The sequence below is a fragment of the Achromobacter sp. D7-1 genome (assembly GCF_059760445.1).
Genome location: NZ_JCBAMT010000029.1, coordinates 20,125 through 32,575 on the forward strand (window position 1 = coordinate 20,125; position 12,451 = coordinate 32,575).

Here is a 12,451-nt window from a genome sequence, read left to right on the forward strand (position 1 = left end):
GCCAGTCGGCGCAAGCCTCGGAAAGCCTTACAGGCCTTCGGCCTTGAGCGCGGCCTGCACGCCCTTGTCGGCTTCCATGCGCTTGAAGAAGGCGGCCAGGTTGTCCAGGCCCGCCAGGTTCACTTCCTTGCCGTGCGCCCAGCGCAGCACCACGTACAGGTAGGCGTCGGCGATGGAGGGCTTGTCGCCGGTCAGGTAGGACTTGCCGGCGAGCTGGCCGTCCAGCTGCGCGAACAGCTTGCTCAGCAGCGCGGAAGCGGAAGCCGCCAGTTCCTTCTGCGCGGCTTCGTCGCCCAGGAAACGCGGGGCGCCGAAGATCATCGAGAAGGTCTTGTGGATGTCGGAGTTGATGAAGCCCAGCCAGCGGCGCACTTCGGCGCGCGAGCGCGGCGTGCCGTCGCCCAGCAGGTTCAGTTCCGGGGCATGTTCAGCCAGGTATTCGAGGATGGCGGCGTTCTGCGTCACGGTCCAGCCATCGTGCGCCAGGGCCGGCACGGCGCCCAGCGGGTTGACCTTCAGGAACTCCGGGCCCTTGAGCTCGTCGCGGCTCAGCTTGTGCGTTTCATAGGGTTTGCCGATCCATTCCAGAACGATGTGGGATGCGAGCGAGCACGCGCCGGGCATGTAGTACAGTTTCATCAGATGGGGTCTCCTGAGAGCAAGGACGGGGATCTCCGTTCCTGGCCGATATGGTACGCCACCCGTTGCCGGAGATGCCCATGCCGTCACGCCCCGCCGCGATCACGCGCGCGCTGTTCCTGTCGTTCACGCTGAGCGCCGCGTTGGTCGTGTCTGCGCAGCCCGGTCCCGAACCCGCATCCGTCCCGGCCCGCGTCACGGCCGTGGTGGGCGGCCTCAACCATCCCTGGGCCATGGCCTTTCTGCCCGAGGGCGGCGTGCTCATTACCGAGCGTCCGGGCAGCCTCAGGCTGCTGCGCATTCCGGGCGGATTGTCCAAGCCATTGGCCGGCGTGCCCAAGGTCGCGGCGCAGGGCCAGGGCGGCCTGCTGGACGTGGCGCTGTCGCCGGATTTTGCCAAGGACAGATACGTCTACCTGTCCTATGCCGAAGCCGAGGGCTCGAAGAGCGGTACCGCGGTAGGCCGCGGCCGGCTGTCCGCCGACGGCTCGGCGCTGGAGGATTTCCGTGTGCTGTTCCGCCAGCAACCCAAGCTGTCTTCCGGCCTGCATTACGGCTCGCGGCTGGTGTTCGACGGCAACGGCTATCTCTACATCTCGCTGGGCGAAAACAACCAGCGGCCCACCGCGCAGGATCTGGACAAGCTGCAAGGCAAGGTGGTGCGGCTGAAGGCCGACGGTTCGGTGCCGACCGACAATCCCTTCGTCGGCCAGGCCGGTGCGCGGCCCGAGATCTGGTCCTACGGCCATCGCAATCCCCAGGGCATGGCGCTCAACCCCTGGACCGGCCAGCTCTGGGAAAACGAACACGGACCGCGCGGCGGGGATGAGATCAATCTGGTCCAGCGCGGCAAGAACTACGGCTGGCCGCTGGTCACCCACGGCATCAACTATTCCGGCCAACCCATACCCGAAGCCAAGGGCGCCGAGCTGCCCGGCATGGAGGCGCCGCTGTACTGGTGGCCGAAGTCGCCGGCCATCAGCGGCATGGCTTTCTACAACGCGGACCGGTTTCCGGCCTGGCGCAACTCCGTATTCATCGGCGCGCTCGCCAACCAGAATCTCATCCGCCTGACCTTGGACGGCGACCGCGTGGTGGCCCAGGAGTGGCTGCTGACGGACCGCAAGCAGCGGATACGCGACGTGCGGCAAGGGCCGGACGGCTATGTGTACGTGTTGACCGACGCCTCGCCGGGCGAATTGCTGCGCCTGGCGCCGGCAGAACAGGGAGGATGAACGCCATGAAACCGTATGAGCTGATCGGGTCCGCCGGTTGCGGATCCGCCATCGTCGAGATGGCGCTGGTGCTGGCCAATGTGCCGCATACGCTGACAGACCTGCCGTACCTCAAGCCCTGCGCCGAGCGTGACCGGCTGCTGCAATTGAATCCGCTGGGGCAGGTGCCGACGCTGATCCTGCCGGACGGCGCGGTCATGACCGAAAGCGCGGCCATGATCCTGCATCTGAATGACGTGGCGCCCCAAGCCGGGCTGGCGCCCGCGGCCGACAAGGCAGAACGGGCGCTTTTTCTCAATCTGCTGATCCGCGTGGTGGCGGCGATCTATCCCACGTTCACCTACGGCGACGATCCGCCGCAGTGGACCACGGAGGGGCCCGCCGCGGAGTTGCTCAGGCAGCGGGTGCACTCGCGGCGGGCGGATATCTGGCTGGAACTGGAGCGGCAGGCCGGCGCGCCGCACATGCTGGGCCGGCGTTTTTCGGCGCTGGACCTGTATGTGACCGTGATGACGCGCTGGCGTCCGGGGCAGGCGTGGTTCGCATCCGAATGTCCTGCCTTGACGGCCGTGGCGCGCGGGGCGGCGCTGGAACCCAACGTGGCGCGGGTGCTGCGGCGGCACTTCCCGCCGCCCACGGAATAACGCGTCTTCAGCCTTTGGCCGGCTTGCGGGTGCGGGACTTGGACTTGGCCCGCGCTTCGCGCACGGCGATGTAGACGCCGCTGCTGGCGATGAAGAGCGCACCCAGATAGGCATAGGCGTCCGGGGTCTCGTGCCAGAAGACCCAGCCCAGGACGGTGGCCCAGATCAGTCCGGTGTAATCGAAGGGTGCGACCACCGAGGCGGGCCCGATGCGGAATCCCTGCGTGATCAGCGCCAGGCCCAGGGTGCTGAACAGCGCGACCGCGCCGAAGTACGGCAAGTCAGCCATTGCGGGCGGCTCCCAGACCAGGGGCAGGGCGACCGCGCTACAGACCAGCTGGCCCAGCACGATGTAGAGCGTGGTCGTCAGCATGCCTTCGTTGCGGTTGATGCCGCGGGCCGTGATCATCATGACCCCATAGAGCATGGCGGTGATCAGCGGCAGCAGGGTTGCGGCCTGGAAGGTGGCGGCGCCAGGCCGCACCACGATCAGCACGCCGGCAAAACCGGCCAGCACGGCCAGCCAGCGCTTGCCGTCCACGCGCTCCTTCAGGATCAGCACCGATAGGGCCGTCACGAACAGCGGCGCGGCGAAGGCGATGGCGGTGGCCTCGGCCAGCGGCAGCGTGCGCAGTCCCAGATAGAAGCAATAGGCCGACACCACGTTGATGGCGCCGCGCGTCAGGTGCAGCCCGGGATGGGCGGTGCGCAAGACCCGGCGCCCACCCAGCCACAGCGCCAGCGCCATGACGAAAGGCAAGGCGATGAGCGCCCGCAGGAACAGGATCTGCAGCGGGTTGTAGTGGGCGCCCAGCCATTTGGCATTGGCGTCGCTCAGGGTCAGAAAGAAAATGCCGCCCACCACACAGGCAATGCCTGCTGCGGCGGATTGGGTCTGGGGGGCGGGCAGTACGGAAGAAGTGGACATCTACAGCCTGGGAGGGTGGGCGGTTCCGGCCGCCTGAAAAGGAAAAGAGGAGGGAATTCAGCCTTGGGCGCGATAGGCCGCCAGCGCGACCATGCCCCACGACGCCAGGAAGGCAACACCGCCGAAAGGCGTGACCGCGCCCAGCCAGTGCGTGCCCGTCAGGGACAGCACGTACAGGCTGCCGCTGAACAGCACAATGCCGACGAACATCACCACGCCCGCCGCGGATAGCAGGGGCGAGCCGTAGCGGGCGCCCAGCAGCGCGACCACGAACAGGCCCAGCGCATGGATCAGGTGATACAGCACGCCGGTCTGCCAGACGGACAGCAGTTCCGGCGTGAGCATGCGCTTGAGGCCATGGGCGCCAAACGCCCCGGCGCCCACCGCCACCATGAGATTCAACGCCGCGAGTATCGTCAGCTGCCGGTCCGTCATCGCCAGTCCTTATTAGTGTCTGATTAATCGTGTTACAGCCGCCTATGATATGCCCAAATCCAGGGCTGCTCCGGAGCATGGCGTGCATGGGGACGGGTCTTGTGATGGGAATTCCAAATGAGATATCATGAATTCAATTTGGAATTTCATGGTGCGCCCGCAGCCGTGGCGCCCCGTCTTGCAGGAGCCAGGCCATGAGCGTAGCCGCCCTCGAAAAAAACACTGCCAAACGTCCGCCGCGCCATGCCGCCGCGCGTGCCAAACAGTTGTTCCGCAGTCTGGTCGACAGTCCCCTGGTCGACATGGCGCGCGACGTGCGCCGCGGCTTGCCCGCGCAGATGGTGGATGACGCGGCCGACTACCTGCAGGTGCCCAAGTCCGAGATCATGGCCATCACCGAGGTCAAGGCGGCATCCCTGTCGCGCTGGAGCCGCGAAGGCCTGATGCTGCCCCTGGGCGAATCCGACCGTCTGGCGCGCGTGGCACGGGTGGCGCGGGTGGCGCGTCAGGTGCTGGGCAGCGACGAAGAGGCGGTGGCCTGGTTGAACACGCCGGTGCCCGCGCTGGGCAACGTCAAACCGCTGTCGCTGCTGACCTCCGACGCCAGCAGCCGCATCGTCGAGGACACGCTGGCGCGCGCCGCGGCGGGCGTCTACGCATGACCGACGACAGCGTTTCCGTCTGGCGCATCGGCACGACCGCAGGCAAGTACCGCGCCGACGATGTGAGCGGGGCGGGGGCCGCGGCCGTGGGCGGGCGCTACAACAGCCCCGGCACGCCAGTGGTCTATGCCTCGGCCAGCGTGGCGCTGGCGGTGCTGGAAACCGTGGTGCACTTTGCGGCCCGCGCGTCCGAGCAGGCCAACCGCTATCTGATCGAACTGGCCGTGCCGCGCGCCGTGCATGAAGCCCGCCAGACGCTCAGCCTGACGCAGCTGCAAGAGGACTATCCGTTCTGGGATGCGGTGCCTTTCGCCGAGGCCTCGCAGGCCGTGGGCGACAACTGGGTGCAGTCCGGCGTGTCGGCGCTGCTGGAACTGCCCAGCGCCATCGTGCCCTATCGGGGCGTGCCGGATTGCAATTTCCTGATCAATCCGGCGCACCCCGACGCCGAGCATATCGTGGTGGTGCGGCGCGACCGCTTCATCTACGATCCGCGCCTGCGGCCCGTCTAGTTCAGTTCGTCAGCACCGCGCGGCCCACCACCTTGCCGGCCCGCAGCGACGCCAGCACGCTGTCGGCTTCGGCCAGCGCATGGCGGTGCACCGGCATGGGCGGCACCTTGCCGGCCCGCACCAGTTCCATCAGTTCCTGTAGTTCGGCCAGGTTGCCGACGTAGCTGCCGACGATGGACAGGGCCTTCATGGGGATTAGCGCGATCGGCCAGGACGAGGCGCCGCCGAACAGGCCCACGATGATCAGCTTGCCGCCCTTGGTCAGGAAGTCGAAGGCCAGCGAGGTGGTCGCGGGCGCGCCGACCAGATCGATGGCGGCCTGCACGGGCTTGCCGCCGGCTGCCTTGATGATCTGCTGCGCGGCGTCGGGTGCTGCACCGTCGATGGCGGCCAGGGCGCCGGCTTCCAAAGCGGCCTGGCGCTTGGCCGGGTCGATGTCGACCACGATGGCGCCCGCACCGCCCAGGGCCTTGATCAGCGTGAGGCTCATCAGGCCCAGGCCGCCAGCGCCGAAGATGACCACGGGGTGCGAGCGGTACACGTCGGCGCCGATCTTCTTCAGCGCGGAATAGGTGGTGAGCCCGGAGCAGGCATAGGGGGCGATCTGCGCGGGATCGAGGTCGCCGATGTCGATCAGGTAGCGCGGGTGCGGCACCAGGATGTGGTCGGCGTAGCCGCCGGCGCGGTGCACGCCCAGGCAGGCGGGCGCGGAGCAATGGTTTTCCATGCCGGCCAGGCAAGGCGGGCAGTTGCCGCAGCCGATCCAGGGATAGACCAGGTAGTTGCGGTCGGCCGACAGCCCCTGGGCGTCGGGGCCGGCGGCGACCACGGCGCCCACGGTTTCGTGGCCCATGGTCAGGGGCAGCGAGACTCCGCGGTCCTTCAGCGACAGCGTGCGGCCCTGGCCCAGGTCGTAGCCGCCTTCCCACAAGTGGATATCGCTGTGGCAAACGCCCGCTGCGCGTACCTTCAGCAGCACCTGCGACCCCTGCGGCGTCGGGGTGGGCGGGTTCATTTCCTGCAGGGGTTCGCGGAAGTTCACGACGCAATAGCACTTCATGGGATGTCTCCTCCTGGGTGTTTTTAACGGCCGGCCCGCAGGGCGGGCGCGGCGCGGCAACGCTATTTCTTCACGCTCGGGCATTCACTGTCCGCCAGGGACACGAAGACCTTTTCGCCCGGCACCGTGGACAGGATGCGGTAGAAGTCGCCGGGATATTTGGATTCGGCGGGTTTCTTCACTTCGACCAGATACAGATCCATGATGACGCGGCCGTCTTCGGGGCGCACCCGGGCATTCTTGATCAGTTTGGTGGTGATGGGCAACTCGCGCATCTTCTGGTTGACGGTGGCGCCGTCGAAGGAACCGGCGGCCTGGGCGGCCTGCAGGTAGTGCGTGGTGGCGACGTAGCTCAGCGCCTGCACGATGGACGGCGCGCGCGTGACGCCCATCTTCTTCTGCCAGCGCTGGGTCCAGGCGCGGGTGTCTGCATCGGCGTCCCAGTAGAAGCCGGTGGGGAAGGTCAGCCCTTGCGCCACCGGCAGGCCCATCGCCTGCACGTCGTTGATGAAGGTCAGGAAAGTCAGCATGCGCTGCTTGCCACCGGTCAGGCCGAACTCCTGGGCCTGTTTGATCAGATTGACCAGATCGCCGCCGGCGCTGGCCAGGCCCACCACGTTGGCCTTGGACGATTGCGCCTGCACCAGGAAGGACGCGAAGTCCATGGCGCCCAGGGGATGGCGCGTGCTGCCCAGCACCTTGCCGCCGGCCGCGTCGACGAAGCGCGAGGCGTTCGCTTCCAGCGACTTGCCGAACACGTAGTCGGTGGTGATGAAGTACCAGGACTTGCCGCCGCTTTCGACCACACTCTTGACCACCGCGTTGGCCAGGGCATACGTATCGGGAGCCCACTGCGTGCTGAGGTTGCTGCACTGCTTGCCGCTGAAGTCGCCGGCGAAGCCGCCGCTGATGAGAGCGGTCCCGCCTTTTTCCCGTGCCACGCCTTGCGCCGCAAGACCCGCGGAGCTGGCTCCGCCGTCCACCACGGCCACCAGGCCCTGCGTGTCGAACCAGCGGCGCACCAGGGCCGAGGCCACGTCCGCCTTGTTCTGGTTGTCCGCGCCTATGACCTCGACGGTCTTGCCGGCGACCTTGCCGCCGAAGTCCTCGACCGCCATGCGGACCGCCATTTCCGAGCCCAGGCCGCCCAGATCCGAATAGATGCCGGAGCGATCGTTGGACACGCCCAGGCGCACCACGTCGGATTGAGCTTGGGCCGCGCAGGCGGCCAGCGAGGCGGCCAGCGCCGCCAACAGGGGTTTGATACGCATCTGCTTGCCTCCCGGCCCGAACGGGCCGATTTATCGGTTTTTCGTTTGATGCTGTGTATCCGCTTGCGGGGCGCCAGTTCTCCATCTGGCTGAAAATTAATTCAGAATAGTGAAAGAAAATTCCTGTGCAAGAACTTAGATTCGCACATGTGAAAAGTCAACAGAGGGGATTTCCCAGGCCGGGGGGCGATCCGCCGGACTCGTCGGGGCGGGCGAGGGGGGGCGCCGAAATAGGGGAGTCAGGCAGAGCGCGCGCGGGTCACGTGCCATGCGCGGCCCGAGCCGGCGCATGGCTGTCACCGCATGGCGCAGGGGGCAGGCCGGCTCAGGAGCCGCGGCGCATCAGGGTGGACTTGCCGAACAGGCTTTCGATCAGGTCCACCGCCAGTTCCGCGGTCTTGTTGCGCACGTCGAAGGCCGGGTTCAGCTCCACCACGTCCAGCGAGCGCATCAGGCCGGTATCGGCGATCATTTCCATGCAGAGCTGGGCTTCGCGATAGGTCGGGCCGCCCGCCACGGTGGTGCCCACGCCGGGGGCGATTTCCGGATCCAGGAAATCCACGTCGAAGCTCACGTGCAGATGGGTGTCCTCGTCCAGCCCCGCCAAGGCCGCTTCCATGGTGGCGCGCATGCCCATTTCGTCCAGGTAGCGCATGTCGAAGACTTCCAGGCCGGCTTCGTGGACCAGGCGCTTTTCGCCCTGGTCCACGCTGCGTATGCCGATCTGCCGCACCCAGCCCGGTTCGATGTCGGGAGTCTGGCCGGACAGTCCGGTGATCTGCGCCGGACCATAGCCGCACAGGCAGGCCACGGGCATGCCATGGATGTTGCCGGTGGGCGTCAAGGCGTTGGTATTGAAATCGGCATGGGCGTCCAGCCACAGCACCCGCAGCTTCTTGCCAACTGCGCGGCAGTGGCGCGCCACCGCGCTGATCGAGCCTATGCCCAGGCAGTGGTCGCCGCCCAGCAGGATGGGCAGGCGGCCCTGGCTGAGTTCCTCGTAGACGGCGTCGTGCACAGCTCGGTTCCACGCGGCCACTTCGTCCAGATGGCGGTAGCCGTCCACGGGTGGCAGCCAGGGATTGGCGGGCCCGTAGAGGTTGCCGCGGTCGGTGACCTGAAAGCCCTGGGCCTCGATGACCGGACCCAGGTCCGCCACGCGCAGGGCCTCCGGACCCATGGAGGCGCCGCGCGCGCCGGCGCCGATGTCTGTGGGCGCGCCGATCAGGGTGATGTGTTGGGGCAGGTTGGCGGTGTTCTGCAAGTCGCGGGCTCCGGTGGGGTGCATCAAGTGGCGGATAGTACCGCGCTCAACTGATCGCAAGCCCAGTCGATCTGCTCGCGTGTCACGATCAGGGGCGGCGACAGGCGCAGCGTGTGGCCGTGGGTGTCCTTGACCAGCATGCCGCGTGCCTGCAGGCGTTCGCACCACAGGCGCGCGCCGCCGGCGTCGGGCTCCAGTTCCACGGCCAGCATCAGGCCGCGTCCGCGCACTTCGCGCACCGGGCCGGGCAGGGTGCGCAGGCGGTCCAGGAAGTACGCGCCCATGGCGGCGGCGTTTTCTATCATGCCTTCCTCGGTCAGCACGCGCAGCGCGGCGCGCGCGATGGCGCAGGCCAGCGGGTTGCCGCCGAAGGTGCTGCCGTGCTGGCCCGGCTGGAATACGCCCAGCACGTCGGCGTTGGACAGCACCGCGGACACCGGATAGAAGCCGCCCGACAGCGCCTTGCCGATCAGCGTCACGTCGGCCTCGATGCCTTCATGTTCTTCGGCCAGCAGCTTGCCGGTGCGGCCCAGGCCGGTCTGGATCTCGTCCAGGATCAGCGTGATGCCGCTTTCGGTGCAGCGTTGGCGGACCCGCGCGAAATAGCCCGCGGGCGGCAGGACCACGCCGGCTTCGCCCTGTATGGGTTCGACCAGGAAGGCCACCGTATTGGGCGTGATCGCGGCGTCGAAGGCATCGTAGTCGCCGAAGGGTACGACCTTGAAGCCCGGCGCGAACGGCCCGTAATGGCCGTAGGCGTCGGGGTCGGTCGAGAAGCCCACGATGCCCAGCGTGCGGCCATGGAAGTTGTTGGCGCAGACGATGATCTCGGCCTGGTCCTGCGGCACGCCGCGCACTTCGTAGCCCCATTTGCGCACCGCCTTGATGGCGGTTTCCACGGCTTCCGCGCCGCTGTTCATCGGCAAGATCTTGTGTGCCCCGGTCAGGCGGGCCAGGTCTTCGTAGAACGGCGCCATCTGGTCGTGGCGGAAGGCGCGCGAGGTCAGCGTGAGCTTCTGCGCCTGCTCGTTCATGGCGGCGAGAATGGCGGGGTGGCAATGCCCCTGGTTCACGGCCGAATAGGCCGACAGGCAATCCAGGTACTTGCGGCCGTCCACGTCGTAGAGCCAGACGCCGCTGCCGCGCGCGATGACCACGTCGAGGGGATGGTAGTTGTGCGCGCCGAGCTGGTCTTCCACGCGGTCGCGGTGGCTGGCGGCGGACTGCGCGCCCGGTTGGGTGTTCAATACCGCGCTCATGAGGGTCTCCCGCGGAGGTATTGCAGTCATCTTAGCGCCGCCAGCGGCTCCGCGGCATTGCCATTGCGTGACAAAAGGGCATTGCGGGCGGCCGCAGCAGGCTGCTGCACAATAAGCGCTTGTGCCGGGCAATGCCCTGTTTTTGATATCTGGATGGTCCTTATGTTTCTGCATCAACTGCTTCTGAAACTTACCCGCCGCGTCGCGGCCGCCGGGCTGGTCCTGGCTTGCGCAAGCAACGCCATGGCGCAGGACAAGCCGCTGCGCATCGGCGTGATTCCGAGCGTCGCGAACGCCGCCACCGAACTTGCCATCGCCCAGGCCAAAAAGGAGGGGTTGGACGTCAAGCTGGTGGAATTCAACGACTGGGTGCTGCCGAACATCGCGGTGGCCGATGGTTCGGTGGACGCGAACTTCTTCCAGCACGAACCTTTCCTGGAACTGTTCAACCAGCGCCGCGGCGCCAACCTGAAGCCCATCGCCTACGGTTATTCCACCACCATTGGCCTGTTTTCGAAGAAGCTGAAGAAGGGCGACGCGATGCCCGAGGGCGCGACCATCGCGGTGCCGAACGACCCGGTCAATACCGGTCGCGCGCTGTTGCTGCTGGAATCCATCGGCCTGATCAAGCTCAAGCCCGGCGTGGCGCATCAGGCCGCGCTGGAAGACGTGGTGTCGAACCCAAAGAAGCTGAAGTTCGTGCCGATTGAAGGTTCGCAGTCCGCGCGCACTTTCGACGACGTGACCGCGTCCGTCACCTACACCACCTTTGCCAAACAGGCCGGCTTGAACGAAAAGGACGGCCTGGCCTTCGACAACACCGATCCGGCCAATGTGCGGCGCTATGCCATCCGCTGGGTGGCCACGCCGGCCGGCGCGCAGGACCCGCGGCTGCTGAAGTTCATTTCGATCTATCAGAATTCGGCCGAAGTGAAGGCCAAGCTGCGCAGCTTGTACGGCGATCTGATCGACTTTCCCTGGTAGCGCGCAGGGGCCTGGCCAAGGGGACGTTGACGATTCTTGCCAGTTGGGCTCAGGGATTACTCGTATACTGGCCCCGATTTTTAACCCCTCGGCCTGTAGTCGCCACGATGGCCGCTATGCGGAGGGCCGCGCCGTCCTCCCCTCGATAGCAGAGCCATGCGTATTCCATCGTCTGATGATGTTGCCCATGCCCAGGTTCTGGCCGTGCAAGATGGCCGCATCCTGGCGGCCGCCAGCGCAATTCTGGCGGCGGGCCAAGACCGTTTTTTCCAGACGCTGGCCGGGCGCGCCGTGCAGGACATGGGCGCGGATTACGCCTGGGTCCGGCTGGATCAAGCCGATGACGCCGCAGGGCTGATCGCCAGCGCCAGTTGCCGCGACGGCATTGCCGCGGACCTCGCGGGCGCAGACGAGGCGGTGCATGCCCTGTTGGCGGACCGCGCGGCCTACGCCTGCCTGGATGGCATGCCGCAAGACGAGCCTTGGTTGAGCGAGGCCGGTGTGCTGGCCTGTGTGGCGCGCACCCTTTACGACGCCAATGCGGTGGCCTGCGGCCACATCGTTTTTGCGTTCAGGCGGGCGCTGGCGGACGTGTCCGCCTATGCCAACGCGCAAGATATCCTGGCCGCGTATGCGCAGCACGCCGTGCTGGGCGTGGCTGCCCGCGATCGCGAACTGGCGCGGCTCAACGAAGTCATTGTGCAGTTCGGCGCGCTGTTCAGGACGGCGCCGGTGCTGATCAACGCCTTCGATGCGGACGGCCGCTGTACCTTGTGGAACGACGCCTGCGCGCGCCGCTTCGGCTGGTCAGAAGCCGAGATCAAGCAGAGCCCGGACCCGTTCGCGCTGTTCTATCCCGACCCGACGGTCCGGGACCGCGCGATGGATAGCGTGGTCGCGCGGCCCGACCGCTCTTTCCGCGAATGGCAGCCGCGCACGCGCGACGGCGAGCTGTTGTCGGTGCTATGGTCCAACGTCAGGTTGCCCGACGGCAAAGTGGTCAACCTGGGGATGGATGTCACCGAAAGCCGGCGCGCCGAAGCGGCGCTGGCGCGGATGGCCAGGGTGGATAGCTTGACCGGCTGCTGGAACCGCGCCGAAATCCTCAAGCGCATGGAAGACCGTCTGGCAGACGGCCGGCACGGGGAGGTCGGACCGACCACGGCGCTGATGCTGGACCTGGATTACTTCAAGCAGGTCAACGACCGCTATGGCCATCTGGGCGGAGACGTCGCGCTGCGGCACTTCTGCGATCAGCTGCGCACCTGTCTGCGCGAGGGCGATTCGATAGGCCGGCTGGGCGGCGAGGAGTTCCTGGTGCTGCTGGCCGATGCGGACGCGGCGGTGGCGCGCGCGATCTGCGAACGCTTGCGCGCCAGCCTGCGGCAGCATCCGGCGGACATAGACGGGTCGGTGGTGACGCTATCGGTCAGCGGCGGCATCGCCGGCTTTCTACCCGGCGATGCCACGGCGTCGGATGTGCTGCGCCGCGCCGACTTCGCGCTCTATCAGGCCAAACGGTCGGGCCGGGACTGCGCCGTGGAATACCGGAGCTGAG

13 protein-coding genes are annotated in these 12,451 nt (G+C 67.0%); 6 read left to right on the forward strand and 7 right to left on the reverse strand.

The genetic code is table 11. The features are described 5' to 3' along the window. Nucleotides 1-27 precede the first annotated feature (27 nt). Nucleotides 28-639: a glutathione S-transferase family protein gene (locus AC6LKD_RS14670; RefSeq protein ID WP_013393940.1), complete on the reverse strand. Its 612-nt coding sequence runs from the start codon at nucleotides 637-639 to the stop codon at nucleotides 28-30. An 80-nt stretch (nucleotides 640-719) separates the two neighbouring features. Here AC6LKD_RS14670 and AC6LKD_RS14675 point away from each other — a divergent pair, with 80 nt between their 5' ends. Beyond that, nucleotides 720-1,874 (forward strand): PQQ-dependent sugar dehydrogenase, encoded by a 1,155-nt coding sequence (locus AC6LKD_RS14675; protein WP_498116616.1) that lies wholly within the window; start codon nucleotides 720-722, stop codon nucleotides 1,872-1,874. 5 nt (nucleotides 1,875-1,879) lie between these two features. Beyond that, on the forward strand, nucleotides 1,880-2,518 hold the full coding sequence (locus AC6LKD_RS14680; protein ID WP_498116617.1) for a glutathione S-transferase family protein: 639 nt from the start codon (nucleotides 1,880-1,882) through the stop codon (nucleotides 2,516-2,518). Between the two features lie 7 nt (nucleotides 2,519-2,525). Here the strand turns inward: AC6LKD_RS14680 and AC6LKD_RS14685 are convergent, their stop codons facing one another. Next, complete coding sequence (locus AC6LKD_RS14685) at nucleotides 2,526-3,446, reverse strand: DMT family transporter (RefSeq protein ID WP_498116618.1); 921 nt, start codon at nucleotides 3,444-3,446, stop codon at nucleotides 2,526-2,528. 57 nt (nucleotides 3,447-3,503) lie between these two features. Beyond that, the gene (locus tag AC6LKD_RS14690) at nucleotides 3,504-3,881 is read right to left on the reverse strand and encodes a DUF423 domain-containing protein (protein WP_207465043.1); all 378 of its coding nucleotides are present in this window, start codon (nucleotides 3,879-3,881) and stop codon (nucleotides 3,504-3,506) included. Between the two features lie 194 nt (nucleotides 3,882-4,075). Between AC6LKD_RS14690 and parS the strand changes: the two genes are divergently transcribed. Then, entirely contained in the window at nucleotides 4,076-4,543 is a 468-nt protein-coding gene (gene parS, locus AC6LKD_RS14695) for a type II RES/Xre toxin-antitoxin system antitoxin (protein WP_498116619.1), read from the forward strand. Next, a complete protein-coding gene (locus AC6LKD_RS14700; protein ID WP_498116620.1) occupies nucleotides 4,540-5,055 on the forward strand; it encodes an RES family NAD+ phosphorylase in 516 nt (171 codons plus the stop codon). The genes parS and AC6LKD_RS14700 overlap by 4 nt, the downstream gene beginning before the upstream one ends. A 1-nt stretch (nucleotide 5,056) precedes the next feature. On the opposite strand, the gene AC6LKD_RS14705 is transcribed toward AC6LKD_RS14700, so the two are convergent. The 4 genes from AC6LKD_RS14705 to rocD form a co-directional block, all read right to left on the reverse strand. Next, nucleotides 5,057-6,115 (reverse strand): alcohol dehydrogenase, encoded by a 1,059-nt coding sequence (locus AC6LKD_RS14705; RefSeq protein ID WP_498116621.1) that lies wholly within the window; start codon nucleotides 6,113-6,115, stop codon nucleotides 5,057-5,059. Between the two features lie 62 nt (nucleotides 6,116-6,177). Continuing rightward, entirely contained in the window at nucleotides 6,178-7,386 is a 1,209-nt protein-coding gene (locus tag AC6LKD_RS14710; protein ID WP_013393932.1) for an ABC transporter substrate-binding protein, read from the reverse strand. 325 nt (nucleotides 7,387-7,711) lie between these two features. Next, entirely contained in the window at nucleotides 7,712-8,674 is a 963-nt protein-coding gene (gene rocF / locus AC6LKD_RS14715) for an arginase (protein ID WP_013393931.1), read from the reverse strand. Next, on the reverse strand, nucleotides 8,674-9,909 hold the full coding sequence (gene rocD, locus AC6LKD_RS14720; RefSeq protein WP_498116622.1) for an ornithine--oxo-acid transaminase: 1,236 nt from the start codon (nucleotides 9,907-9,909) through the stop codon (nucleotides 8,674-8,676). The genes rocF and rocD overlap by 1 nt, the downstream gene beginning before the upstream one ends. Before the next feature lie 162 nt (nucleotides 9,910-10,071). Here rocD and AC6LKD_RS14725 point away from each other — a divergent pair, with 162 nt between their 5' ends. Both AC6LKD_RS14725 and AC6LKD_RS14730 read left to right on the forward strand, forming a co-directional pair. Further along, a complete protein-coding gene (locus tag AC6LKD_RS14725; RefSeq protein WP_013393929.1) occupies nucleotides 10,072-10,893 on the forward strand; it encodes a MetQ/NlpA family ABC transporter substrate-binding protein in 822 nt (273 codons plus the stop codon). A 156-nt stretch (nucleotides 10,894-11,049) separates the two neighbouring features. Continuing rightward, nucleotides 11,050-12,450 (forward strand): sensor domain-containing diguanylate cyclase, encoded by a 1,401-nt coding sequence (locus AC6LKD_RS14730; RefSeq protein ID WP_498116623.1) that lies wholly within the window; start codon nucleotides 11,050-11,052, stop codon nucleotides 12,448-12,450. Nucleotide 12,451: the final 1 nt, after the last annotated feature.

Bases quoted from the DNA above. Each gene is read 5' to 3' on its own strand.
- AC6LKD_RS14670 (WP_013393940.1), bottom strand. From the start codon at position 639: ATGAAACTGTACTACATGCCCGGCGCGTGCTCGCTCGCATCCCACATC.
- AC6LKD_RS14675 (WP_498116616.1), top strand. From the start codon at position 720: ATGCCGTCACGCCCCGCCGCGATCACGCGCGCGCTGTTCCTGTCGTTC.
- AC6LKD_RS14680 (WP_498116617.1), top strand. From the start codon at position 1,880: ATGAAACCGTATGAGCTGATCGGGTCCGCCGGTTGCGGATCCGCCATC.
- AC6LKD_RS14685 (WP_498116618.1), bottom strand. From the start codon at position 3,446: ATGTCCACTTCTTCCGTACTGCCCGCCCCCCAGACCCAATCCGCCGCA.
- AC6LKD_RS14690 (WP_207465043.1), bottom strand. From the start codon at position 3,881: ATGACGGACCGGCAGCTGACGATACTCGCGGCGTTGAATCTCATGGTG.
- parS (WP_498116619.1), top strand. From the start codon at position 4,076: ATGAGCGTAGCCGCCCTCGAAAAAAACACTGCCAAACGTCCGCCGCGC.
- AC6LKD_RS14700 (WP_498116620.1), top strand. From the start codon at position 4,540: ATGACCGACGACAGCGTTTCCGTCTGGCGCATCGGCACGACCGCAGGC.
- AC6LKD_RS14705 (WP_498116621.1), bottom strand. From the start codon at position 6,115: ATGAAGTGCTATTGCGTCGTGAACTTCCGCGAACCCCTGCAGGAAATG.
- AC6LKD_RS14710 (WP_013393932.1), bottom strand. From the start codon at position 7,386: ATGCGTATCAAACCCCTGTTGGCGGCGCTGGCCGCCTCGCTGGCCGCC.
- rocF (WP_013393931.1), bottom strand. From the start codon at position 8,674: ATGCACCCCACCGGAGCCCGCGACTTGCAGAACACCGCCAACCTGCCC.
- rocD (WP_498116622.1), bottom strand. From the start codon at position 9,909: ATGAGCGCGGTATTGAACACCCAACCGGGCGCGCAGTCCGCCGCCAGC.
- AC6LKD_RS14725 (WP_013393929.1), top strand. From the start codon at position 10,072: ATGTTTCTGCATCAACTGCTTCTGAAACTTACCCGCCGCGTCGCGGCC.
- AC6LKD_RS14730 (WP_498116623.1), top strand. From the start codon at position 11,050: ATGCGTATTCCATCGTCTGATGATGTTGCCCATGCCCAGGTTCTGGCC.